The sequence below is a fragment of the Vibrio sp. Of7-15 genome (assembly GCF_022347565.1).
Classification (GTDB): domain Bacteria; phylum Pseudomonadota; class Gammaproteobacteria; order Enterobacterales; family Vibrionaceae; genus NORP241.
The window spans coordinates 140,649-165,794 of sequence record NZ_JAKRGH010000010.1 but is presented as its reverse complement, the minus strand read 5'-3'; the positions used below and the strand labels follow the sequence as shown (position 1 = coordinate 165,794).

Below are 25,146 nucleotides of genomic sequence, written 5' to 3'. Positions count from 1 at the left end.
AAGGGATTTAAAATCCCTCGGCGTTCGCGCTGTGCCGGTTCAAGTCCGGCCCGGGGCACCATCTCATTAAGTCTGATATCTTTTATAAGATTTCAGCAACGCGACACTAGCTCAGCTGGTAGAGCGCAACCTTGCCAAGGTTGAGGTCACGAGTTCGAACCTCGTGTGTCGCTCCAAATAAGAAGCCCTAGCAGAAATGCTGGGGCTTTTTTGTGTTTAAGATATTTACTTTTTACTATTGGGGTGAGTGTAGCGAAGCTTAGCGCTAAAAGTGCAAGTTGAGTGGCTTCAATTATTCCGATCTCGTGTTATTTAGCTTGGAAGGCGAGTTGGGTACACTTTTAGTGCATAAAAAGTGCTGATATTTTTACCAGCACTTTGAGGTGATTTTTCTGACTAGAAGCGATTTATTAGTGAGTGGCTTCTACTCTTTTTGGTATGTGAATTAATTAATACGTTGCTTCGCGAACCTCTGCTTGCTTGTCCCATTGAGGCGCGACTGTTTTTAAGAAGTCTTCTTTTTCTGCATTCATTTTATCCATATCCATACCTAGAGCTTGCTGTGCCTTGAGTTTAGTGGAAATATCGGGCAGTTCGATAGGATCCGTAATGCCTTTTTTAGCCAGTAGACGGATGAGCTTTGTACGAGCATCCGTTGCTTTATCTACTGCAGTGCCTAAGTCACGAAGTGCTACTTCAGGTGCATGCATGTGTATGCCATGAGAAGCAATGGCGTAATCCCAACGCCATTGTGCATGACGAATATCCATTAGGATTGGTTGCATTTCTTCTTCAGTTGCGCCTGCATCCCATGCTGCTTTGGCTTCAAAATGCGCGGCGACAATTTGTTTTTCTGCGGTGAGCTTCATTTCAAGTACTTGAGATTTACGTGTAGCAACAACATCTTTGAGCATTTTTTTGGTTTGTGTATGACACTGAGCACACGTGTCTTCAAATCGATCAAATGGATTACCCACTTTGTGATCGGTAAATACCGTTCCATCTTCATTTTGAACTTTAGGCATATGGCAATCGACACAGGTGACGTTATTTTTACCGTGAATGCCATCACGCCATGTCTCATAACCAGGGTGTTGTGCCTTTAGCATGGGGGCTTTAGAAACTTTGTGGGTCCAGTCTTTAAAGCCGATCTCATCGTAGTAGGCTTCCATTTCATCAACCGTAGTTCCTTTGTCCCAAGGAAATTTCACTGCTTTTGTTGGCCCTGTGAAGTAATATTCGACGTGGCACTGAGCACAGACCTGAGCTTGTTGGTCTAAGCGAGGCTGATCTTCAAATTTTTTACCAATGGTGATCATGCCACGTTCAACGTGAGGGCGGGTGAGTGCTAGCTCTGGCTCACCGCGTTTAAAGGCCTCACTGTTGGTATTATGGCAATCTGAACAGCCAATAGCATTAACGATTTCAGAGCCTCCTTTTGACCATTTTCCTGAGAAGTAAGCATTTTCACCTTGCTCATCAATCATGCGAGCAACGTCTGGGCTTTTACAGCTCCAACATGCCATGACCATAGGGCCTGATTTTTCATCTTTAGGGGCACCTGTACGCAGGGTTTGGCGTACATCTGCTATGGCGTAAAAATGCCCGCGAGCTTTGTTATAGTCCTTTGCAAAACCATACCCAGCCCACATGATCACCATGTTTGGATCTTCTTTTAATGCATCTTCAATATCTTCACTTTCGCTTGTGGCTTTCCATGTACGATATTGTTCAGGATGAGCTTGTTCAAATTGCTCATTGCGAGGTTCTATTCTTGGTTTCTCTGCACGTTCATCTGTTGCTAGTGCATTGTTACTTAAAAACAACGCAGATAGCAGGGTGATGAGTGCGGCAGATTTACGTGTCCATTGTATGCTCACAATTGTATCTCCAGTATTCAAATTATAAAAAAGCCAAGCGTTGTGAAGGTGGCTAAAATAAGAACCTGAAAATCCACATAATAGTAATGGAAATTAAATTAGAGATGAAATAAATAAATACGTTATTTGTTTTAGATCAAAAAGTTTAATTAAATATAATTAAAACCCTTTTTAGTATCATGAAAAATAAAAATTAACCCTAAAGTGGTATTTTCCTTTAGGGTGAATAGAAATATGCAACTGAATATTTAATACTTTATTAAAATCAGTCATTTATAGTGTTTAAATTGATCCTAATCATAAAAGGTGCATTTCTACTACCCCTTATGGGCTAACTTCTACATGAATCAAATATTAATATTTTGAAATATTGTTTAATAATTGCTGTTAAGCGTTGTGGCTAACAGTTAAATAAGAATCAGTATCAATTGATGTCTTTATTTATAAGTGAGTGTTAAATTTCTCGGTATTTATTAATAAAGAAATCAAAAGCAATGTTGAATATAAAAAATAATAGAGTGTTTCCTCATTATTCGTGTGATTGGAAGATCATATAAGGAAATAAAAGGATTAATCATGGGCAATGTAAAAATAGCAATGTGTACACTGCTAACAGGATTGTTAGTTACTTGTATGTATGGCTTATCATTCAGTGTTGTCGCAGATCCTGAGCCACAACGTACAACCTCTGAGGTTGCTAGTTCAAACTCGGCATCTGAGAAGCATCAAGTTACGTTTATACGCGATCAAGATTACCAGTGTATTCAATGCCACAAGGATTCAAAAAGTACACTTCAAGGTACACATGGTGACGTTATTCACGGGAAAACAAATCGTGAGTTAAGTTGTGTGGATTGTCATAGCACTATTGGCCCGCAGCATCGAGATGGTGCACCTGAAGTGAAGAAATTAGGGGCAAGCCAATCGGTTGCGGGGACTCATAAAACCGTACTGGATAACGCGTTTATTTTTTCAAAAAATCAGACATGTATTGATTGTCATGAAGCCACTGATCTACGTGAAAAAAGTTGGACTCACGATGTTCATGCCGTCAACTTAACCTGTGCGTCATGCCATACGGTTCATGCTGAAAAAGACGCAATGAAAGGGCTTGAACGTAAAGAAAAGATCAAGATGTGTGTCGACTGCCACTCAGACTTGAAAAAAGAAGAGTAGGGGGAGAGAAGATGACATGTTCTAGACGAAATTTTCTCGTAGGATCTGGTGCCGTTATTTTTACCACGGGTGTTGCCAGTACAGCGGCATTTGGTAATAAATCGGTAGTAAACACCATGGAAGACGGTGATAAGCGCTATGGTATGGTACACGATGAAACCTTGTGTATTGGCTGTACGGCTTGTACTGATGCTTGTCGAGAAACAAATAATGTCCCTGATGGAGTATCAAGGCTTGAGATAGTGCGCAGTGAGCCACAAGGTGAATTTCCAAATGCTGATTACCAATTCAGCCGTGTCTCTTGTCAGCATTGTGATAATGCGCCATGTGTGTATGTGTGCCCGACAGGAGCTTCGTATAAAGATCCAAAAACAGGCATAGTGGATGTTGATGCGTTCAAATGTGTAGGTTGTGGCTACTGCTTAGCGGCATGCCCTTATAAAGTGCGTTTTATCCAGCCAGAAACGAAATCAGCTGATAAGTGTAATTTTTGTCGTGATACCAACTTAAAGGCAGGAAAGCTACCAGCTTGTGTAGAATCGTGCCCGACCAAAGCACTGACGTTTGGTGATTTGAATGATCCGCAGAGTGAAATAAACCAAGTGCTTAACCAAAAGTTGGTTTATCGCTCAAAAGTGGAATTAGGTACGAAGCCTAAGCTGTATAAAGTGCCGCATCAAAAAGGGGAGATAAAAGGATGAGTTCAACATTTGCCGATGCCTTCTACTTCGATTCTTTAGTGTGGGACTGGATCATTGCCATTTATCTGTTTTTAGCGGGTATGTCTGCTGGGGCCGTTATGATTGCCATTTATTTAAAGCGGAAGGTTATTGAAGGTAATCCCGCTGCGAATGGTATGATTAAAGCGACTGCGATATTAGCGCCACTCGGGATCATCAGTGGTTTAACGATTTTGATTTTCCACCTGACTAAGCCGTTGTCTTTTTGGAAGATTATGATCTTTTATAATCCAACTTCTATTATGTCGATGGGGGTGATTTTATTCCAAGTATACATGATGGTGTTGTTTGCTTGGTTAGCCGTGATTTATAAAGATGAGGTAGTTACTTTTCTTAAAGATCGTGTCCCTGTTGCGAAGAAGGTACTTCCGCTGATTGAAAAAGTGTTGCCTCAGCTGAAAAAATTTGAAAACGGCATCGAGCTGTTTTTAGGCTTCTTAGCTATTTTGCTGGCTGCGTATACTGGCTTTTTACTGTCTGCGTTGAAAACTTACCCACTATTAAATAACCCTGTTTTACCGATTTTGTTCCTCTTTTCTAGCCTATCTTCCGGTGCCGCAGCGTGCTTGTTGTTTGGAATTATCGGCTTTAAAGAGTCGGTACACAGTGCAAGCGTAAAATGGATTCACAAATTTGAACGCCCAGTTGTTTTGTTCGAATTGTTTGTTCTATTTGCATTTTTCATTGGGCTGATTTTAGGTGGAGGCCAAAAAGAAGCGGCTGCCATGGCTGCAATAGGGGAAGGCTTTTGGGCTAACTGGTTTTGGTATGGTGTGATCGGATTGGGCATGCTAGTACCACTCACATTGAACTTTGTGAGTCCGGAAGGGGTTAAACATCATAAAGCCTTTATTATGTTGGTGACGTCATTAAGCTTGCTTGGAGTTTTAATGCTGCGTACGTTTATTTTGTATGCAGGTCAGATGACGATTGTATAGCTATCTAGATGTGTTCTGCGATGATTATTTCTATGTAACTAATTGAGGGACACGTCTGATGAGCTCTTACTCATAATATTGCCATGCAGAGATGTACTTTTCTCTGTATGGCAAATATATAATCGGAATTTTATATGATCCCAGAGTTTGGTCATTTAGCGTTAATTTTAGGGGCTGTATTAGCCTTACTTGGCAGTGTGATCCCGTTGATCGGTTTTGCCAAAAAAGATCCACATCTTATTCGTTATGCGTGGCGATTAAGCTACGGTGCTTTTGTATCTATTTCTCTTTCTCTTTTTTTATTAGCCTATGGCTTTGCCGTAGATGATTTTTCTGTTTCTTACATTGCTGCGCATTCTAACTCTCACCTGCCAATGTTTTTTAAAATAGCAGCGGTTTGGGGCGGCCATGAAGGGTCATTGCTTTTTTGGTTATTCTCCTTGGTCTGTTGGTCTGTCGCTATTGCGTTTGTTCATCGCCACCATCACCAAAACTACATTTCTCGCGTGTTAACGGTGCTTGCTATGTTAAGTGCCGCGTTTGCGTTATTTACCTTGCTGGCTTCAAATCCGTTCGAACGTTTATTAATTGTGCCAGCAGAAGGGCGCGATCTTAACCCTATGCTGCAAGATGTCGGGCTGATTTTTCATCCGCCAATGCTGTACCTTGGTTATGTTGGTTTTTCTGGTGTGTTTGCTTTTGCTGTCGCAGCGTTAACCATGAAAGATATTAATCTGCCGTGGGCGAAGTGGAGCCGGCCTTGGACGTTAGCCGCGTGGGTGATGCTAACAGGAGGCATTAGCTTAGGTTCTTGGTGGGCGTATTATGAGCTAGGTTGGGGAGGGTGGTGGTTTTGGGATCCGGTCGAAAATGCCTCTTTACTGCCTTGGTTAACTGGAACCGCATTACTGCATTCTCTGATTGCCAGTGAAAAGCGAAAAGTGTTGCTTAATTGGAGTTTTTTACTTGCTATTTTCACTTTTTGCTTAAGTTTACTCGGCACTTTTGTTGTTCGATCTGGTGTGCTCACATCGGTTCATGCGTTTGCAGTGGATCCAACTCGCGGGCTGGTTTTATTGGCGATCTTAGTGGTGGCCTTATTTGTTGCTCTGACGTTGTACTCGATGCGTTCTCACCAAATCCCGATCGTAAAATTAGAGAGTTTTATTAGCCGAGAGGTGCTACTTTTAGCGGGTAACAGCATGTTTGCCGTAACTACGTTGATGGTATTGCTTGGTACATTTTACCCCATGATTTTTCAAGCCCTTAATTTGGGGAATATTTCTGTCGGTGCGCCGTATTTTAATGCCTTATTTGCACCACTATGTTTGCTAATTTTTGTGTTTATGGGGCTGGCTCCGTTAAGTCGATGGAAACAAACATCGTCCAGTGTTTTGAAAAAAATGGTGGTGCAATTGGGTTTGCTGTCTTGTGGTATTGGTAGTGTGGTGTTCTTTCTACTTGGAGCAGAAGGTGGTTTCATTACTCTATTGGCCCTTAGTATGGCGGTTTGGATTGCACTAACAGGTTTTAAATCCGTTTTTATATCCAAAGGTAAGTTTTCACTACGGCAGTACGCCATGGTAGTAGCGCATTTAGGGGTTGCGGTTACGGTAGTTGGAGCTGCATTAGAGAGCGTTTATTCTTATGAAACCAGCGTGAAAATGGGGCCCGGGTCAGTGGTACAGCTCCGAGATTTACAGGTTGAATATGTGGATACAGAGCTTCTGGTTGGGCCAAATTACACCTCAGAAAAAGCGGTTATTCATGTGACCAGTCAGCAGAAAAAATCAGTGTTGATTCAGCCAGAGCGTCGTCATTATTCCGTAAGAACAATGAACATGAGTGAGCCTGGGATCGCTTGGGGATGGCTGGGGGACATGTATATTACATTAGGAGAAAAATTAAGCCGTCATGAGTATGCGGTGCGTATCCAATATAAAGCTTTTGTTCGATGGTTATGGGTGGGAAGTTTGCTCATGATGTTGGGAGGTTTAATGGCAGTACTGTCTTTGGTGAAAAATAAACGTAGACTTGCTGTTCGGCAAGAAGGCGAATTGAGTTTTGCCGCAAATGAACACTGAATATAAAAAGCAAATAGTGAATGTCATGAAGTTACGATTATTTATCCCTTTTATCTTAGTTATTTTTGTTGCTGGTGGCTTAATTGCGGGGCTGTCGGCGAAAAATTCGGCTGTACCGCCATCGCCTCTGGTGGGAAAGTCCGTCCCTGATTTTGATTTACCATCGCTTACTGAGCGTGATGCTCGCTTAAATCAAAATGTTTTTCATGGTGAAGTGAGTTTACTTAACGTATGGGCATCGTGGTGTGGGATATGTAAAAAAGAACACCCGTATTTAACTCAGCTTTCGAAAGAACAGGGAGTGAATCTGATTGGTTTGAACTATCGGGATGATAAATATGCGGCGTTGGATGTGCTAGATCAAACGGGTAATCCATATCAAAACATTATTTTTGATCCAAGAGGAGAGTTGGCTTTGGATCTTGGCGTGTATGGAACTCCCGAAACCTATTTGGTTGATCACAATGGCACCATTCTTTTTCGCTACATTGGTGCTTTAAACGATGTTGTGTGGCAAAAACATTTTGCTCCTTTAGTTAACAAATTGAGAAGCTGAACCATATGATGATGTTACGGTATCTTATTGTTATATTTAGTTTCTTTCCTACATTTTTGTATGGAAGCCCCCAGCTGGAAGGGTCGGTGAATGCTATCTTTTCGGCAGCAGATCTGCAGCGCATTGAACAAGTCGAAACTTTTCAATTTGAGAGTGAACAAGAGCAAACCCGTGCGGTGCAATTAGCGAAAGCATTACGCTGCCCGCAGTGTCAAAACCAGAACTTAATGGAATCTAATTCACCAATCGCAAAAGATTTACGTTTAGAAGTGTACAAGATGGTGGATGAGGGAAAAACGGACACTGAAATTATTGGATTTATGATCGATCGATTTGGTGATTTTGTATTGTATCAACCGAAATTTGAGCCTCGCACTTATTTATTATGGTTAGGTCCAGTTGCACTACTATTACTGTTTACCTTTATTGGGTATCGTAAAGTGAAAAGTTCAATAAACGAATAAAAGGGAAATTATGTTTGCTGAAACGGATCGAGTGAGGTTTCGCCAATTAAGCGCAAAAGATGCCGAGTTTATTTACCGACTGTATAATAGCGATGAATTTTTACGTTTTGTTGGAGATAAAAATTTACGCTCCGTACGCGACGCAAAATATTATCTATTAGACAGCTTTCTCCCAATGTATCAAATTGCTGGGCTTGGTCTGTACTTAGTGGAGCTGAAAGAATCAAAAACGCCTATTGGCATTTGTGGCCTTGTGAAGCGAGAAAACCTTGAAGATATTGATATTGGCTACGGTTTTCTTCCTGAATATTGCAATAAAGGTTATGGGTTTGAGTCTGCTCAAGTAACTTTGGAGTACGCAAGAACGTCATTGGGGTTAGCCAAATTAGTCGCCATTACGCTTTCCCATAATTTGCCTTGTATTCGTTTGCTTGAAAAGTTGGGCCTATCGTTTGAGCGTAATGTTGAAGAGGCGGTGAGTGGTCCATCACTCGCGCTGTATTCAGTGACGTTTAAACCAGCGTCTTAGTGGCTGGGTGAGGGCAGAAATAAAAGAACTTTTATCTTTATTCCTCTGAGAATGTTCAACGCCCACATAGTAACTCCTCATGAGTTCGGATCGGATAGACTCTATTTGTTCAGCTTGTTGGCTTAACAGATGCGCAATGTCATCAGCATGCTCATAAGCGTAGCTGTAATCAATGCCTGTATAACCTTGCACCATAAACCATACAGACGCGGTAAATTGCAATGAATCAGATTCTTGAGACTTGAATTTACCTGCGTGTTCTTTTCCTACCGTATCCTTAAAAACTTGGCGCATGTTCTCCATACTTTCTTCTTGGGCTTGGTAATACTCTCTTTTGGCTAAATAGGTTTTGGTTATAAAGCCCAGTAGAAGATCGTTTTGGGTGCTATCTGGTTTTTGTTTGCAGACTGCGTCGAAGGCGCTGGAGTAGGCTGTAATAAAGGTGTCTGACTCTTCTTGTGTTTGCGAAGAGCTAGTCAGTTCAGCCAAGCCAGCACGTTGTAGTAAATCGAGTAATACAGGCATAAAGTCGGGAGGTAATTTTCACTAAGAGATGGGACGATATTTTGAACGTGATCGATAACTTTCTCAATCTGTTATTTTGTATCTATACTTGAGGGGGTTAGGTAGGTCTTTGAAAAAACTGTGATCTGCAACACCTAACATAGGGTATAGAGGCTGTTCGGTACTGAATCAATGGTCATAATATAGTATGGTGAGCGTAATGCGCTTAAAACTACTCGTAAAAGGATATTTTTGATGGCTGAGCCAAAATTTCGGTTGGTAACCCGTAGTGACTTTGATGGTCTGGTATGTGCTGTGCTGCTAAAGCAGTTGGATTTAATTGATGATATTAAGTTTGTGCATCCGAAAGACATGCAAGATGGAAAAATTGAAATCACGCCAAATGACATTATTACCAACTTACCTTATGTTCATTATGCCCACCTAGTTTTTGATCACCACTTATCTGAAACAATCCGTAATACAGGCGACAATCCAAACCATATTATTGAACCTGATGCCCCTTCTGCAGCTCGTGTGGTGTGGGACTATTATGGTGGTTTTAAGCGCTTCCCGAAAGAGTGGGAAGACATGATGGAAGCGGTAGATAAAGGGGATTCGGCTCAGTTTAATCGTGAAGAAGTACTAGAGCCTAAAGGTTGGAACTTCCTGAACTTTTTAATGGATGCTCGTACTGGTTTAGGTCGATTCCGTGAATTTAGAGTGTCGAACTACAACTTAATGATGGATCTTATCGATTATTGTAAGAACCATACCATTGATGAAATACTGGCTTTACCTGATGTTAAAGAACGCATCGATCTGTACTTTGAGCATGAAGCTAAATGCAAAGAGCAAATCCTACGTTGTGCAACAGTACACAAGAATTTAGTGGTTCTTGATCTTACTGATGAAGAAACCATTTATGCTGGTAACCGCTTCATTATTTACGCGTTATTTCCTGAATGTAATATTTCGATCCATAAAATGTGGGGCTTCCAAAAACAAAATACAGTGTACGCTGTTGGTAAGTCTATTTTTGATCGTAATTCAAAAACGAATATTGGTGAGCTTATGCTGCGTTATGATGGTGGTGGTCACCATGCGGCAGGTACTTGTCAGATCCCAACAGATAAAGCTCAGCATGTGTTAGATGAGTTAATCGAGCAAATTAATTTAGACGGTTAGTTTAGAATATAAACTAATGAATTAATAAAACCTCTGTTTCGGCAGAGGTTTTTTATTACCAGTAATAGCCATAGGAAACGCCAAATTCTGTTGCTCCGTCATAATTAAGGTTGGTACGAATATCCCAAGATTTTGAGGTACCGAAACGTTGTTCCCAATTCAGGCTGTGGCCATGTAGATCGGTATTATCTAAGTAGTAATGATAACCTGCACTGAAAGATGTACGCCAGCTAGGTAATATCTGAGCAACTAAGCCGCTTTTCACGCCCAGTTTCATGTAGCCTCGTTCCCTGTCTGGGGCTTGGATTTTACCATCGAGCATGGCATAAATAGCTGTGTTTTTTTTCAGTTCATAACTTTTACCGATACCGCCAGATAGACCAGCGACTAAGCAATCATTGCAGGTGAGATCAATATTTTCGATGTTGGCTTTTATTGCCCAGCTGTAGCCACCATCATGAGGTAAGCTGGTGTTGGACACATTCAAATTAATAATATTGAACAGATCCCATTGTTTTAAAGTCACTTGATCGTCACGATATGATAATCGTAGGTCGAACATGGAGAGTGCGGAGTAAGGTAGCCTTCCAGCATCTAGCGATAATAGATCGTAGTAACTTGCTCTGAAACGTAAATCTAGCCCAAGATCTTGTTCTGAATGATAAACAGGTGAAAACTGGAACAGGGAAGGGTACTGTGCTTGATGTGGAGGCAATGTGGTCCCTTTTTTCCAGGTGATTTCTTCAGTGGATAACGAAAAACGTTTTGCTAGTAGCGTTCTTTTTTTCTCTTTATCTTCAGGGTTGAGCTCATCTTGGTTTGCTTCTAAAAAGCTATAGTAATCAAACAATGTATCTACAATTCGTTTTTGGCTTTCAGTGCTTTGATTTGCGAAATCAGAAAAAGCAACAGAGCCTTCAGGATCGGCAATCTGCTTAACTACTTCTTGTTCTTCATGGGATAGCTGATGAAATTTATTGTAAAAGGCTTCTTGTCGTGATTCATGTTGGCGAATGGAAGCGAGTTGCTTGTTCTTTGGAATATTTTTATCGGCTATCGCTGCAATAACGTCATAAGGCATAACCCACGCTTTTTTCGTATTGGTTAGTGGTCTGTTGATAACCAACTCAAATAGTTTAGCGATCTGATAAGCGCAGTTTTGTTTAAAAAAGTAATACGTAAACGTTTTGTCCTTTAATTCCCAATGATGGGCCAGTAAGAAAGTAATATCATCCTTACTTAGATTTAGTTCGTACTCCCATAAATCACGTAGTTCTGATTCATTGTAAGTATTACTATGTCGGTGAAATTCTTCCGATGAAAAGCGTGCTTGATAGCCGCCTAAGATGCCGAAAGTAATGTATTTTAATTTACTTTCCTCTGGTGGCACCATGGCCCCATAGTTCAATGTATTTTCGAGTAATTCAGTACTATCTGTTTGGTTTAACTTAATTAATAAGTGACCATACATAGAGGCAGGATTGCCTAAATAACCTGAAGCATAAACTAAACTCAGAGAAGAGGCTGAAAAATGCTGTTTGTATTCTTCATATTCAGGGCAGCTCACTTTGGGCATCTTTTCTGTGATTTCAGGTAATACCTTCTGTAACCATAATTTTCTGGCGGGAAAACGACATTGTGAGGTTTTGCTGTGCTCAGATAGCATGGATGAAATAGTAGTTTTTAATTCTTCGTATGGGGAATATTTACCATGTTCAGAAAGAAAAAAGCTTTCAGTCGTTACTTCACTTTTCACTGGTGAAAAATAGCCTTTCTCATAATGGAGAAGTTTTAACCAGGTAGTATTTTCTGATAGTTGTGAAATATAAGCATCCGTCAGATCATTAGCGGTTCTGGCTTGAATGGTTGATGAAAATAAAAAGAGAAAGTAGAAAGAATAAATGAGCTTTTTCATAAAGAACTTAATATCAAATACCAGAAACACTAAAGGCAGCTCTCAAACAGCTGCCTTTTATATTTATGCAATCAGTTAATTAGGCAGGGTTATGTTGAGCTGCATTGATAATTAAAGCGTTATAATACATTTCGGCCTTTTCAGGTGTTGTTGATGTGGCATATTCAGGCTGGCTTACCGTTTGTGCCATATTTGCACGAACACCGCTTAGTACATCTTCACGAGCTGCTGCATCAACTTCTAGTAGATCAAGCATAGCTGTCAGGTGATCGCCGTTACCTTGTGCTGTTTCTTCAATAATGTTGTTGTAGCTTTGTTGAATGAACATCGCGGTTTTCACTTCAGAGCCTTCACAATTGCTTTCTGAACTGATGTTTGAAGAAACGGCTGTTGTACCAAGGTCCCAAATTACATTTGAAATCGCAGCGGCTTGTGGGTTGTCATTAAACACCATTGCACCGATTCCACATTGAGTCCATGGGTTGATGCTGTGTTCTTCAGAAGCCATTGCCACTGGAGAAAGCAGAGAAGTAACGAGGGCAAATGAAGCAATATGTTTAAACATTATAACACCTTAATTGAACGTTGTTTTTTATAAAGAAGGCACGATAATATATAACTCATACTACTGATTCAAGGGGGAAGCTTGTCAAAACAGAATGTTTATTGAGTTTTTTGTTTTTATTTATACAGTCAAACGTGAAGGTAATAGAGGAAGGGGGCAATGAAAGGGATACATTTATACCTGCAACAGGTAACGTACCCTTACATTAAATTGATAAAAGGGTACGTAACTAATTGTTTATTGGTAAATTAAGCCTGAGATGGCATCTGGCTAAATAACAACCATAGAGCCATGATGACGAAAATAGCGCCCATTGCTTTATGTTGGTAGCGTAAGAAGCTTGGGTTACCTAATAGCTTAGTTCCTAGCGATCCAACAAAAGCAACCAAAATAAGATTAAACGTTAACCCTAATGCGTTTAAGATTAGCCCTAATACTAGCATCTGTTCTCCAGAGCTTGCGGTGATTTGGCTAGACACAAATTGTGGTAAAAACAGAGTGAAAAACAGCAATGCTTTCGGGTTTAGTAAGTTACTGAATACTGCTTTTTTATAGAGTGCGCGCGCTTGTCTGTTTTCATCTGGGCCTTTACTGGTGTCTACCGACTCGACACGAAAACAATCCCACCCCATTTTTAGTAAATATGCGCCGCCGAGTAGTTTTAAGGCTTCGAGTGCCAGCGGGTTTACCGCAATAATGGTGGAAACCCCCATACTAGCCAACAAGGTCAGAATAAGCCCAGAAGTGCAATTTCCTAAGCTGGCGGACAGACCCACTTTCTTTCCATACGCTAGGCTAGAGCTGGCAATTAGAAGCATATCCGGGCCGGGAATAAGTAACAGTGCTAACACAGCCAATAGATAAATTGGCAATATAGTAAAGTCGATCATATAAAATTCTAGAGAGTAAAAAAGGCGGTGATCTTACTCTCTTATAAGATAATGTGAAGACTTATAACATATTTATTGAAATTAAAATCTGTAAATATTTATATATGAAACTTATAACACTCTAACTGAGTTCATTGTTGGTTCTTACTGCTAGCTTGGTAGCTAAGGAATGTAATTCAGGCATCATTCGGTGAATTAAGTGCAACTGTTGTAGCACCATACGAAGAGAGTTATCGCTTTCTTCACGCCATAGAGCCAGTCGTTTTTCCAGTTCTTGGTCTTGCTCATGTAATGTTTCGCAATCAGTGTTGAGCTGGTGGAGTTGGGCATGCAAAACATCCAAATGATGGTGGATCACTCGATGCGCTTGAGAAACCAGTTGGTGAGTATGTTCATCATCAAGCTGAGTTCGATGTGCCCCAAGAGCAGAAATATAGCTGAGCATGGCATGGTTTAAACATAAAAAACGAAAACTTTCGTCTGTTGCCATACGATAACGGCCTGGTTCCGCCAGCATATTACTGATTGCCGAACTAAGGCTAGCGTCAGTGTTGTGTGCATTACGGCGAGAGATACGGTAGTTTAAATTATCTTTTTTACCGATGCGGTATTGGCCAATGATTTGTGCTAAATAATCACGGTTTGCGAGGGTGGCATCGGCCATGACTTTATGCAGCCTTCTGGCTTCCCAGTCAGGCAAAATATAGGTAACAGCAATAACCGCCAGTAGGCAGCCTGCGAATGTATCCCCCAATCTCGGTAGAATAACGGCATAACCTTCCCCAAGCTGATTAAAACAAAACAGTACTAACAGAGTAATAAATGCGGTGGCAAAACCATAGTTTGCCAATCGAAAAGCAAAGAACAGAATCCCAGCAATGATCATCAGTACCAGTTGGCTACCGGGATCAGGGAAGAACGTCAGTAATGGAATACCTGCGAGTAAACCTGCCACAGTTCCCGCGACTCTTGCAGTTAATTTTTGGCGTGTAGCACTGTAGTTGGGCTGGCAGACAAAAAGCGTGGTTAATAAAATCCAGTAACCGCGCTCTAACTCCAGAGCCTGAATTAAGCCGTATCCCGCACACAGGGCCAAGGCCATTCGAATAGCGTGGCGAAATAAAAGAGAGTCGGGATGAAAGTTTGCTTTAAGCACCTGCCACATGTCTTTTGGTGTTCTTACTCGGCTGTCATCGAGGGTGGTGTCTTCCTCTTTTGGTGTAGCATCAGGGTTACTGACATTAGAAAGTTGTCTTTCTACGGTGGCTAAGTTTTTAAATAGGTAATCGAGCTGAGTCAGGAGTAATCGCCATTGTGGTCTTGATTGGTTTTTTAAATACAGCAGAGAGTCTTGCAATTCATTTAGGGCTTGCACCGAGCTTTCCTGATGTCGATATGGGATCCCAAGTGCTAACGACTTTGCAATGGTTCGGCAGGCTTTCGCTTGTTCGTTTAACAAATGCTGAAAGCGAAACAAAATGTCACTACGGCCAAAAGAGTCGGCCAAATCTTGATAACGGTAATGAGAAGAGCTGGCCCGTTCATGAATGTCTTGTGCAAGAAAGTAAATCTTTAAAAACCGATCGCTGGTGGCATCGACTTGGCCGTGCTTAGCGCGAGAAAGCAGTGTGGCTTTGCTTTGGTTTAACGCTGCGACGACTTGGGCGTTATGTTTAGAGGCGGTAATGCGATGAGGTTGGGGATCCAAATTGCCAATAGGGTGAAATAATCGACTTTTACTTTCAAGGTAAGTTGCCAGCTGATTGAACACATTTGCTAGCCCTTGTTGAACGGGCTGCATTGGCCATATAAGCTGCCAGCACAAAGAAATTGAGTAATACCAAGCGGCTCCCCCTAGCAGTAACGTTGGCTGATACCAAAGGTTAGGGCTTTCATGAGCGCCGAGCATGGTGTAAATCGCAATTAACAAAGAGCCAAAAGCGATGCTGGCGTAACGAGGACCAAGGGCACCTAGCATAATGAAGCCGATGGTTGAGGCGAATAGCCCAATGGTGAATAAAATGGGGTAATCAAACAGCAATTCAATAGAAAAGGCGGCAATAGCGAAACAGATGAACGTGACTGTTAATGCTTTTATGCGGCCAGACATACTGTCGTCGGTTTCAGCTAGAGCGGCAGCAATAATACCTAAGATGAGTGGCGTAATTGCGGTGGTTTGTTCCAAATACCAACAGGGTAAAACGGCTCCTACTAAGGCAATCAGAACTCGGACACTGTAATTAATGGTATTGTTGGCCCAAACTTGTCTTAGTTTTAATTTCACGTTCAACTCATCATGGTTAAATAAGGCAATGAAGTACAAATAATAGCAAACTGTTTTTGAACACTTAATACAATTAATGAGTTACGTATTTCTTTTGATGATAAATTCATCACTTGTAATGTCAGTGTTAGCAGCAAGAGTAAACTATATTACAGTCTGGAAGATTGATAAGTTAGGCAGTGACAAAGGCTAGCAATATTCACAAGAGCTGTTAATCTACCACTGTTTTTATTTACAGGGGAAACAAGATGCAATTATCCGCAAGTTGGCTGGCACAAGTATTTGTCCAGGGTGATTTTTATCAGCTAACTTCACGTAATCATCAACTCTGTTTTATTTCAAACGAATCCGAATTTCGGCTTTCCTATGGTGATTGGAATGGTGCCATTACACTTAAGCGGGGAGTTTTGTGGGGAGGTTTGGTTTTTCATGACCAGTATGATCGACCGCGTTGGCGTGTTTTAGGCTTACCATGGCAACAATGTCAGCAAGTGGCGGATCAACTCACCAAAGATTACTTTTTATGGTGGCAAGAAAAGAAAAAGCAGATTGATAAAATTGCCCCTGAACTGGAAGAAGGTATTTATCGTCTGCTTAATTCTGGTAAATATTTAAAAGAGTCTGAAGCTTATTTGTTGAAAAACAAAGTGGAAGAGGCGTTTGCACAAATCAAAGTTCCGTATGAATTAGCCAAGCAAGTTGCTCCTGATATTGTCCCCAATTTATTGGGGTGGGTTGAAAATACCAGAGAGTGGGCTGAGCGTTATAATGAAGAATGGTTGGAGTCTGAGCTTATTACTTGGCAACGTTGGTTTTCAGAGTGTGAAAGTTCACCTCTTAATCCTTCTCAGCAAAAAGCCATTTTATTGAATGAAGATCATAACTTGATTCTTGCTGGTGCTGGCTCTGGAAAAACCAGCGTGTTAGTGGCCAGAGTAGGCTATTTGCTAAAAAGCGGGCAGACAAAGCCAGAGCAGATCTTATTATTGGCGTTTGGGCGTAAAGCGGCTCAAGAAATGGCAGAGCGTATCCGTGAGAAATTAGGTGATGAAGGAGCAGAACGCGTTAAGGTAACCACTTTTCATCAATTGGGTATGGAAATAATCCGTGATGTTGAGAAAGGAGCGGTTCAAATTAGCCCGATTGCAACAGATGAAACCGCTCGTTTAGCATGGGCTGCTGAAACGTTACGTGAACAATGGCAAACCGCAGCGGTGGCAAAGCGTTGGCAAAAGCACTTATCACAGTGGCAAATTGCAAACCTAAAAGGTGACGTTGATCTTCGTCAGCTAGGAAACAATGAAAAACTGCTTAATTGGATACTACGTCAAATAGAAGAGTTGAATACGCAATGCTTACCGAAAAAAGAGATCCAGCAACGGCTTGAGCACCATGATGATTACACACGTTTAAACAGCGAGCTTAACCTTGTTTGGCCGTTTTATCGAGCGTATGTTCAAACCTTAAAACAAACCAAAAGCATCGATTTTAATGGGATGGTTCGCCTTGCTAGCCAATACATCAATAAAGGTAAATTTCAGTCGCCTTGGCAATATGTCATGGTGGACGAGTACCAAGATATTTCACCAGAACGATTGGCTTTGCTAGAGGCCATTTGCCAGCAACCTTGTTCTGATAATGATGGTGCCCGTAGTGCTTCTTTATTTGCAGTAGGGGATGATTGGCAAGCGATCTATCGTTTTGCAGGAGCTGATGTGAGCTTAACAACAGGATTTGAGCAGCGTTTTGGTGCTTGCCGTTTAAGCCATTTAGACACAACATATCGCTTTAACAGCCAGATTGGCGAAGTGGCTAACCGCTTTGTTCAGTGTAATCCTAGCCAGTTACCTAAGCAGCTGAATAGTTTTAAACAACAGAAACGAAAAGCGGTGAACATCATTGAACATGCAAAACTTGAAGGTGAATTACAGCAATTAGCGCAAAAGCATAAAAGTGGTAAGTCGGTCATGCTTCTTGGTCGTAACCATTACTTAAAGCCCACACAGTTAGCCCAATGGCAAAAAGCATGGCCACATTTATCCATTGAATTTTTAACTTGCCATGCCAGTAAAGGCCGGGAAGCGGATTTTGTGTTTGTGTTACAAGTTGAAGAAGGCGTTTTTCCACCTCGCTCTAGAGCGGATTCTTTATCGAGTGCATTATTGGCCTCAGAAGATGAATTTCTTCACGCTGAAGAAAGACGTTTGTTTTATGTTGCTTTAACACGAGCAAAAGAGCAGGTATGGATAACCTTTGGCCATAAACCATCTTGTTTTATCTCAGAGTTGATAATTGATAACTACGCGGTGGTGAACCGCCATAAAGGGGGTAAGTAACGTAAATGAGCGAAAGTGAATGGCGGCATTACTCTTCAGTGACAGAGATAACCAGTTTGCCGCTGGTATGATGAACTTGTAAGCGGGCAAGCCCTCCACAGAGCTCTTCAAAAGGTAGAACGGTATCAATCATGGTATCGAGTTTGTCTTCAACAACAAGCTTAGCCAATTGCTCTCCCATATAGGCGAGATGAGCAATGTGATTATCGTCACCATGGGCGTATACCGCACCTAAAGAAACTTCGTGTAGGGTAATGGCCTTAGTCGATGTGGCTAAAGGAGCCTGATCAAACCGATCTGCTACCATGACTATTTGGCCGTTAAAGCGCAGTAATCGACTTAATTTGGTGGCTGAGGATACAGAAACACAGTCAATCAGAGCTTCGACCATGTGATCTTCGGTCACTTCCAATAAACGCAAAGGGACATTTTCAGATTGGTAATCAATCACAGCATGTACTCCATAACGTTCTAGGCGAGCATGGTGTTTTGCTGAAGAAATAGCATACACAGTGGCCCCTTGCAGTAAGGCAAGTTGAGTAGCGAACCCACCAACACCACCGCCAGCCCCTGTGATTGCAATGCACTGTCCTGGTTGTAATCGCAGTTTATCGTGAATGGCTTGCCAGGCGGTAAACCCTGCACACGGCAGAGTAGCGGCTTGAATAAAGCTCATGCCTGCGGGGATTTTACTGACGGCAACGGCTCGGCCGGTTGCATACTCGGCAAAGCCACCAGCTTGATCTGGATTCGCAAAAAAGAAGACACGGTCACCCGCTTTAACATTGGTGACCGATTCTCCAATTTCGATAACGGTCCCCGCGATATCTAGGCCGAGAATTTTAGGGTATTGCCAGTTTGGAGAACCCCATTCAGCGAGCTTATAGTCGTACGGGTTGAGTCCGACGGCGGCGACTTTGATCAATACTTCATTAGCTTTTGGAACAGGAATAGATGCCTCACCTAAAGTCAGAGATTCAATACTACTTGGCTTAGTGAGCAACCAGGCTTTCATAAATGTTCCTTGTCAAAAGTGAACCTTACTCTTTTGAATATAGAACATTATTGGTTGGTAAGATGAGAGAAAAGGGAGGCTGAATACCTCCCTTTTAGGTTTTAGGTAAAGGGCTAGTTTATTGAATTCTTTCTGCTAAATAAGCGTCGTAATCGGGAATTTCGATTTCGGTTTCTTTTGATAGCATTGGAGAGTTCACCATGAAATTTGCACTGGCGCGGTTAGTGGCGACAGGTACGTTCCACACAGCGGCGATACGAAGAAGGGCTTTCACGTCTGGATCGTGCGGTACAGCATTAAGTGGATCCCAAAAGAAGATCATCATGTCGATCTTACCTTCACAAATGAGTGCGCCGAGTTGTTGATCGCCGCCAAGTGGGCCACTGATTAGGCTCTTAATTGCTAATCCCGTCTCTTTACTCAGCATATGGCCAGTGGTGCCTGTGGCGTACAAAAAGTGGCCTTGTAGTTTGTCTTTATTCTCGCTAACCCAGCGTAGAAGTTCGGCTTTACAATTATCATGTGCAACCAAAGCAATGTGTTTTTGCGCTGGCATAATACGAGTTGTTGTGTGCATTCAATCACTCCATTCGATTGATAAACAAAATAGGTTAATTGGCTTCAGTGTACTTAAGAAAAGCAAAAGAAAAATGACAAACATATCACTTTTACGGTTCTGTTCTTATTCTATTGGTGCTAATACGGAAAATTGAGGTCTGAACTCCGCAGGTGATAGGGATTGCGCTATGATCTCTGTTGGTAAATAGGCCGGATGCAGAGATTCAATCACCGGATTGGCTAAGGATGGTGAAGGTAATCCCTCCAAATAGTTGATCGCTTGCTGTATAGACAATCGCCCTTGTAGCACCATTTTATCCGTGGGTGAAAACAACACTTTATTACGGCGTAATCCTCGATAGACGGCATGGCTAAGATAGGTTGAGATCAACTTGACTTGATCGGTTCGCTCTTGGGCTCGCACTTCACTGATGGCCACTTCAATGGCAACGGCTCCACCTACCAGATAAACGATCGTTTTGTCTTCTAATACTTCTTGGATGAGGTTGCGTTGTAGTTCTTTACTGTTATCCCCCCATAATGTTGAGACAATCCGCACATCGCTGTTCTTAATGGCATCTTTAAAGCCTTTAGTCACGGGTTTGGTCCCACCACGTGATTTAGGGCCAGGTAACCAACCAATGTTTACGATTCCTGATCCTTTTGGGTGACGAGCAGCAAGAAATTGACCGGTGTGATAGCCCATCCAGTACCAATCAACGCCGACTTGCCCTTTAATAATGTCGTAGCTGTCAGGATCTCGAGTACTGAGCTTATTGACGGTGGCAAACACAGGTGTATTTCCCACTAACTGTTTCAGTTTTTTTTCATACGCAAATTGGTCAACAGAACCCAACAAAATGGCATCAGCCTGCCATGTTTTACACTCTTTTAGTTGTTGGCTTTGGCGCTCAAAATGCGGGTAGCCACCAGCTTCAAATACTTTCAGCTCGACACCGTGTAACTTTGCTTCATCCACCATGCCGTAATTGACGGAAAGCCAGTACGAGTCTTTTAGGTGCGGGTAAACGGCACAAAGTCGCCAAGGTTGGTCGCTTTTTTCCACTGTATTAAGGGCTTGAGCGGAAGCCGAAATAGGTAAAAATAGCCCTGCTGCAAAAAAAGAGCCTAGAAAAAGTAATGATTTAAACATTTTGTTGGTGTCTTTCGGCCAATAACTGGCAAAATAGTCAAGAATAACAATTAGCATACGCTATTTTAAAACAGATTATTAGTCAGTGAAGTAACCAAACTATGTTATTAATTCGAGCCAGTATTGGGCGTAAATTGCTGTTAGCTTTTTCTATTGTTGCGTTATTAATGTTAATAGCGGCGGTAATTGGTGTTTCAGGTTTTTCGCTGGTGGCGAGAACTGAGCGTGCAGTGATTAATTCCGCTGTACCTGCATTGGTGGAAGCTCGTCATCTGTCTGATTTGAGTACTCGAATTATCTCTACCGCTCAGGTATTGGCTCAGGCAGAAACGGAACAAGAACGCCAGCTTAATGGACGTGCAATTACGTTACATATTGAGTCGTTACTGCAACGCTTACAAGGGCTCGGAAGCTATCAGTTTGATGCGCATTTACTTAAAGCGCTCGATGATAATGTACAAGGTATCATCGATAATCTGGCTAACCTTGGTGTGCTGGTTGGTAAGAAGATTTTATTAAAATCAGAGGTGAACACTTTAGCTTCTGAAATGACGAAACGGGCTTCTCAGGTGGAAGAGCTTGCGAGCTCCCAAGTACTGAATTCCAACACCATTGCGGTGGCTAATGTGACGAAGATATATGACTTAGTTGAATCAGGAGAGCAAGAAGCCATTTATAATGCGCTCGATACGTTAGTAGAAGTGGATTTAGATTTAGCCGAGCGTTTGCATGAATTACGGTTGCTGGCTTTTAAAATTATTAACACCATTGATGATGCTAAAAGCTCTGAAAGTTTAAGTGACATAGAAATACTCCATAAAAGCTTCCAGGGGGACATTCATATTATTTTAAGACGCGTTAAAGCGGTTGAAGACCCAAGCCGTTCACTGAAAATGACAGAATTAACCCAGGAGCTGGTCGAACTTCAGCGTATTTTTAGCCGTTTAAAAACCTTAAATTACACCCAGCAAAATATTGATAAATTAAGCCAGCAAAACTTAATTCAGTTTCAAGAATTAAATGAGACCGTAGATAAGCTGATCACGCAGGCCAACCGAGTCACCACCACTGCGGTAAGTCATGTCAATCAAACTTTGAATATGGCGCAAAGCAGCTTAGTGGTGATTTCATTACTTGGAATTGTGATTGTGGCCTTAATCATGTGGCGCTACGTTTATGCTCAAGTGATCACTCGGTTAAATCAATATTCTCAGTCTCTAGAAAGTGTATCTGACGGAAAATTGGATTTTGACTTTAAAGTTACAGGGCAAGATGAGTTAGCAAAAATGGGGCGTTCTATTCTTATCGCTCGTGATACGGCGAAAGAGCTAGTGAGAGTGGCAGAAGCGGAAGCTTTGATAAAGCAAGAGCTACAGGCCCACAAGAACACCCTAGAAGAGCTGGTGATGCAACGTACGGAACAGTTGCAAACGACAAACCAAAAACTGAATGACGAAGTACTGAATCACGCCAAAGCTCGGGCCGTTGCAGAGCAAGCAAATAAAGCAAAATCTGCATTTTTAGCAACAATGAGCCATGAAATTCGAACCCCAATGAATGGTGTGCTAGGAACCGCGTCTTTATTGAAAGAAAGTGGCTTAACGTTGTCGCAAAAACATTACGTAGACGTGATCAATCGAAGTGGAGAAAGCTTATTAGATATTTTGAATGACGTGTTGGATTATTCAAAAATTGAAGCTGGTCATTTAGAAATAGCGTCTGCGCCATTTCACTTAAAAAATCTGATTGATGATGTTTACTACATGTTGGAAAGCCGCGCAACAGCAAAAGGGCTCACGCTTGTTGTGGAATTCAAAACACCGACAGCAGATTATTACTTAGGAGATGTAACACGTATTCGTCAAGTTTTGATCAACTTGGTGGGTAATGCGATTAAGTTTACAGAAGAAGGTGAAGTTACAATTGTTATTGGCTCTGGGGATACAGGTGATAAAGGGACAGCCGATAACTTGTTATTTGAAGTTACCGATACAGGAATTGGGATCTCTACGAGAGAGCAAGCGTGTTTATTTGAAGCTTTCACACAAGCTTCTGCGGGTAAAAGAGCTTATGGTGGCACAGGGTTAGGGCTTGCTATTAGCCAGCGCTTAATCCATGCGATGAATGGTGAAATTGGAGTAGATTCAAAAGAAGAACAAGGAAGTAGTTTTTGGTTTTCTGTCCCTTTAATTGAGACTAGCCCTATTGAACAACCTGACTCTGAAAGTAGCGAAAAGGTGATTGCGAAAGTCTTGCTGGTGGAAGATAACCCAGTGAACTGTTTAGTGGCTGAAGGCTTTTTAAAGCGTTTGGGGCATCAAGTGGTGACTGCTGTGGATGGGATCAGTGCGGAGCAGGTGATTGAACATCAAGATTTTGATTTACTGCTACTAGACATCAATTTGCCAGACACGGACGGGGTGACATTGATGCACCGTTTAAGACGAATTGAAAATAACAAGGGCATAGACAAAAAGAGTAACCCAACTCCGGCGTTTGCGTTTTCTGCTCACGTATTTAATGAAGAAGTTGAAGGGTATTTGAGTGCTGGTTTTGATGGCTTTTTGCCTAAACCTTTAGTGGAGAAACAATTGGAAGAGAGCATTGTGAAAGCCTTATCAGGTCGAGACCTTTTGTTGGATCAAAGTGTGGTTCAGGGGGCTGAGCTATCTTTAAGTAAAGATCAAGAAATTGAGCATGAAGGCTTTCAATCGGATTCTGAAGCGTTGGTTATTTTAGATGATTGTGTGTTGGCCAATGATCTAGCCGTTTTGGGTGATAAGCAGATCAGTAAGCTAGTGAGCTTATTTGAAATGTCCTCAAATGACACATTAAAGCCTCTTTTAGTCGCTTTAAAAGCAGAAGATTATAAAGCCGTGGCTGATCTGGCTCATCGATTAAAAGGATCGGCCAGCAGTTTAGGTTTACAGCAGTTGCATCAATTGTGTTTACAATTTGAAGTGGCTGGAAAAGAAGGAGATCTTAGTCAATGTAAAGCCAGTGAGATGGCGTATTTAGTTGAAGCGTCTCAGCAGGCGTTACATGAGAGGTTTGGCTAAAAGCGTTATTGATCAAGCCTCATCATTAACGCTTTTCAGAGTTAAAGTTGATTAGAGCGATGATCCTGAAAATTGATGATAGCGTTCTAAAATGAACTGGCATATTTGGTCTGTATTATTGAGATCAAGCTGAGGTAATGAAGTTAATTCGGTGCTGTTCAGTGGGCTGAAATCATCACTGGCGATGGCAATAATGTGTTCATCTTTTTCACATAATAACGGCTTGCCGTAGCTTGGTCTGTGTATCTCCAATTTTGGAAACTTTTCATCACGGAAACCTTCAACAATGATCATATCAAGGCATGAATGATCCAATTGCTCAATGCATTGTTGTAGTTCTGGTTCGGGTGGGTTAGTTTCTGGGTATTCAAAATAAAGCATGTGTCTTTCTTTGGTTGCCAGTAGGGTTTGGCTACAACCCGCATGACGCAGCCGGTAACTGTCTTTTCCGGGAGTATCTGGTTCGATAGTGTGGTGACTGTGTTTGATCAGCCCAATTCTTATATTGTGTTGCTTTAGCTGAGTAATGACTTTTTCGAGTAGTGTTGTTTTCCCTGAGCCACTGTATCCGGCAAAGCCCAGTAAAAATAGACCGTGACTATCGATGTTCATGTCGGCGTTCATGATTATTCTTTATTTAGGTGAGAGTAAGAATTGTGTCGTTTAATCTTAAAAATCACAAGGTCTTTATTTTGTAGTTTGTCGATAGTAGGAAAAATGAACTAGTCTTTTAAAAGACACAAGCGGGATGCAAGATAGGTGGGCAGGAAGCTCAGCAGTCGATGGCAGGTGTTAGCCGTGAAGTAGCTGAACAAGGAGTGTTAAATGTGGGCAACTCTCGATTTCGAATCTTCTGGATTATCGAAACAGTCATATCCCATCGAAGTGGGGTTCTCATTACCAGATGGTAGGGTTGAAAGCGTACTAATTAATCCGAATACATCTGCTGATTTATGGACTTATTGGGATGATGTTGCTGAAAATGAAATTCATCATATTTCCCGAGCAGAATTGATTGAAGATGGGATGTCTGTGATACAGGTATGCCAAACTTTAAATCAAGTATTAGCGCATTATGATTATGTATTGTGTGATAGCCAGTGGGATCTATTTTGGTTAGGGCGTTTATATCATGCCGCACACATGAGGCCTTCTTTTTTATTGCTTGAAGTAAAACATTGGCTTAAAGGGGAAGGGATTGGTAAAGATGTGTTTGTTAAAGCCCTAGAAGCTCAAGGCCCAATTAAGCACCGGGCAGGGCAAGACGCGAAACAGATTAGAATGGCAATTAAAACATTAGTTAGCTAAATTA

Annotated in this window: 21 protein-coding genes and 1 tRNA gene; 12 read left to right on the top strand and 10 right to left on the bottom strand. The window is 41.6% G+C overall.

Going from position 1 to position 25,146, the window contains the following annotated elements:
* Positions 1 to 100 precede the first annotated feature (100 nt).
* Positions 101 to 176, top strand: a tRNA-Gly gene (locus MHO82_RS13140).
* A gap of 273 nt (positions 177 to 449) precedes the next feature.
* Here MHO82_RS13140 and nrfA read toward each other — a convergent pair.
* Positions 450 to 1,880, bottom strand: coding sequence for an ammonia-forming nitrite reductase cytochrome c552 subunit (gene nrfA, locus MHO82_RS13135; protein ID WP_239184405.1), 1,431 nt, complete (start codon positions 1,878 to 1,880; stop codon positions 450 to 452).
* Between the two features lie 576 nt (positions 1,881 to 2,456).
* Here nrfA and nrfB point away from each other — a divergent pair.
* The 7 genes from nrfB to MHO82_RS13100 all read left to right on the top strand — a co-directional run bounded on the left by nrfB (position 2,457) and on the right by MHO82_RS13100 (position 8,367).
* Complete coding sequence (gene nrfB / locus MHO82_RS13130; protein WP_239184404.1) at positions 2,457 to 3,056, top strand: cytochrome c nitrite reductase pentaheme subunit; 600 nt, start codon at positions 2,457 to 2,459, stop codon at positions 3,054 to 3,056.
* Positions 3,057 to 3,067: 11 nt separating this feature from the next.
* On the top strand, positions 3,068 to 3,757 hold the full coding sequence (gene nrfC / locus MHO82_RS13125; RefSeq protein ID WP_239184403.1) for a cytochrome c nitrite reductase Fe-S protein: 690 nt from the start codon (positions 3,068 to 3,070) through the stop codon (positions 3,755 to 3,757).
* Entirely contained in the window at positions 3,754 to 4,734 is a 981-nt protein-coding gene (gene nrfD / locus MHO82_RS13120; protein WP_239184402.1) for a cytochrome c nitrite reductase subunit NrfD, read from the top strand. The genes nrfC and nrfD overlap by 4 nt, the downstream gene beginning before the upstream one ends.
* Positions 4,735 to 4,868: 134 nt before the next feature.
* Positions 4,869 to 6,818 (top strand): heme lyase CcmF/NrfE family subunit, encoded by a 1,950-nt coding sequence (locus MHO82_RS13115; RefSeq protein ID WP_239184401.1) that lies wholly within the window; start codon positions 4,869 to 4,871, stop codon positions 6,816 to 6,818.
* 25 nt (positions 6,819 to 6,843) lie between these two features.
* The gene (locus tag MHO82_RS13110; protein WP_239184400.1) at positions 6,844 to 7,374 is read left to right on the top strand and encodes a DsbE family thiol:disulfide interchange protein; all 531 of its coding nucleotides are present in this window, start codon (positions 6,844 to 6,846) and stop codon (positions 7,372 to 7,374) included.
* A gap of 86 nt (positions 7,375 to 7,460) precedes the next feature.
* On the top strand, positions 7,461 to 7,838 hold the full coding sequence (gene nrfF, locus MHO82_RS13105; protein ID WP_239184399.1) for a heme lyase NrfEFG subunit NrfF: 378 nt from the start codon (positions 7,461 to 7,463) through the stop codon (positions 7,836 to 7,838).
* A 10-nt stretch (positions 7,839 to 7,848) separates the two neighbouring features.
* Positions 7,849 to 8,367, top strand: a complete 519-nt coding sequence (locus MHO82_RS13100) for a GNAT family N-acetyltransferase (protein WP_239184398.1) — start codon at positions 7,849 to 7,851, stop codon at positions 8,365 to 8,367.
* Here the strand turns inward: MHO82_RS13100 and MHO82_RS13095 are convergent.
* Positions 8,341 to 8,892: a hypothetical protein gene (locus MHO82_RS13095; protein WP_239184397.1), complete on the bottom strand. Its 552-nt coding sequence runs from the start codon at positions 8,890 to 8,892 to the stop codon at positions 8,341 to 8,343. The genes MHO82_RS13100 and MHO82_RS13095 overlap by 27 nt on opposite strands.
* A gap of 234 nt (positions 8,893 to 9,126) precedes the next feature.
* Here MHO82_RS13095 and MHO82_RS13090 point away from each other — a divergent pair, with 234 nt between their 5' ends.
* Positions 9,127 to 10,059: an exopolyphosphatase gene (locus MHO82_RS13090; protein WP_239184396.1), complete on the top strand. Its 933-nt coding sequence runs from the start codon at positions 9,127 to 9,129 to the stop codon at positions 10,057 to 10,059.
* A 55-nt stretch (positions 10,060 to 10,114) separates the two neighbouring features.
* Here the strand turns inward: MHO82_RS13090 and MHO82_RS13085 are convergent, their stop codons facing one another.
* From MHO82_RS13085 to yccS, 4 genes are all read right to left on the bottom strand, one after another.
* Positions 10,115 to 11,974 (bottom strand): DUF4105 domain-containing protein, encoded by a 1,860-nt coding sequence (locus MHO82_RS13085; RefSeq protein ID WP_239184395.1) that lies wholly within the window; start codon positions 11,972 to 11,974, stop codon positions 10,115 to 10,117.
* A gap of 79 nt (positions 11,975 to 12,053) precedes the next feature.
* Complete coding sequence (locus MHO82_RS13080; protein ID WP_239184394.1) at positions 12,054 to 12,539, bottom strand: DUF3015 family protein; 486 nt, start codon at positions 12,537 to 12,539, stop codon at positions 12,054 to 12,056.
* Positions 12,540 to 12,787: 248 nt separating this feature from the next.
* Positions 12,788 to 13,429 carry a LysE family translocator gene (locus MHO82_RS13075; protein WP_239184393.1) on the bottom strand — a complete coding sequence of 214 codons (642 nt, stop codon included), beginning with the start codon at positions 13,427 to 13,429 and terminating at the stop codon, positions 12,788 to 12,790.
* A 121-nt stretch (positions 13,430 to 13,550) separates the two neighbouring features.
* Positions 13,551 to 15,719 carry a YccS family putative transporter gene (yccS, locus tag MHO82_RS13070; RefSeq protein ID WP_239184392.1) on the bottom strand — a complete coding sequence of 723 codons (2,169 nt, stop codon included), beginning with the start codon at positions 15,717 to 15,719 and terminating at the stop codon, positions 13,551 to 13,553.
* A 242-nt stretch (positions 15,720 to 15,961) separates the two neighbouring features.
* On the opposite strand from yccS, the gene helD reads away from it, so the two are divergent.
* The gene (gene helD, locus MHO82_RS13065; RefSeq protein WP_239184391.1) at positions 15,962 to 18,049 is read left to right on the top strand and encodes a DNA helicase IV; all 2,088 of its coding nucleotides are present in this window, start codon (positions 15,962 to 15,964) and stop codon (positions 18,047 to 18,049) included.
* Positions 18,050 to 18,077: 28 nt separating this feature from the next.
* Here the strand turns inward: helD and MHO82_RS13060 are convergent, their stop codons facing one another.
* The 3 genes from MHO82_RS13060 to torT all read right to left on the bottom strand — a co-directional run bounded on the left by MHO82_RS13060 (position 18,078) and on the right by torT (position 20,775).
* Positions 18,078 to 19,064 (bottom strand): zinc-binding dehydrogenase, encoded by a 987-nt coding sequence (locus MHO82_RS13060; RefSeq protein ID WP_239184390.1) that lies wholly within the window; start codon positions 19,062 to 19,064, stop codon positions 18,078 to 18,080.
* A 118-nt stretch (positions 19,065 to 19,182) separates the two neighbouring features.
* Entirely contained in the window at positions 19,183 to 19,641 is a 459-nt protein-coding gene (locus tag MHO82_RS13055; RefSeq protein WP_239184389.1) for a methylglyoxal synthase, read from the bottom strand.
* A gap of 105 nt (positions 19,642 to 19,746) precedes the next feature.
* Positions 19,747 to 20,775, bottom strand: coding sequence for a TMAO reductase system periplasmic protein TorT (gene torT / locus MHO82_RS13050; protein ID WP_239184388.1), 1,029 nt, complete (start codon positions 20,773 to 20,775; stop codon positions 19,747 to 19,749).
* Positions 20,776 to 20,876: 101 nt separating this feature from the next.
* Between torT and torS the strand changes: the two genes are divergently transcribed.
* Positions 20,877 to 23,834: a TMAO reductase system sensor histidine kinase/response regulator TorS gene (gene torS / locus MHO82_RS13045; RefSeq protein WP_239184387.1), complete on the top strand. Its 2,958-nt coding sequence runs from the start codon at positions 20,877 to 20,879 to the stop codon at positions 23,832 to 23,834.
* Between the two features lie 51 nt (positions 23,835 to 23,885).
* On the opposite strand, the gene mobB is transcribed toward torS, so the two are convergent.
* Entirely contained in the window at positions 23,886 to 24,458 is a 573-nt protein-coding gene (mobB, locus tag MHO82_RS13040; RefSeq protein ID WP_239184386.1) for a molybdopterin-guanine dinucleotide biosynthesis protein B, read from the bottom strand.
* A 201-nt stretch (positions 24,459 to 24,659) separates the two neighbouring features.
* On the opposite strand from mobB, the gene MHO82_RS13035 reads away from it, so the two are divergent.
* A complete protein-coding gene (locus MHO82_RS13035; protein ID WP_239184385.1) occupies positions 24,660 to 25,142 on the top strand; it encodes a hypothetical protein in 483 nt (160 codons plus the stop codon).
* Positions 25,143 to 25,146 lie beyond the last annotated feature (4 nt).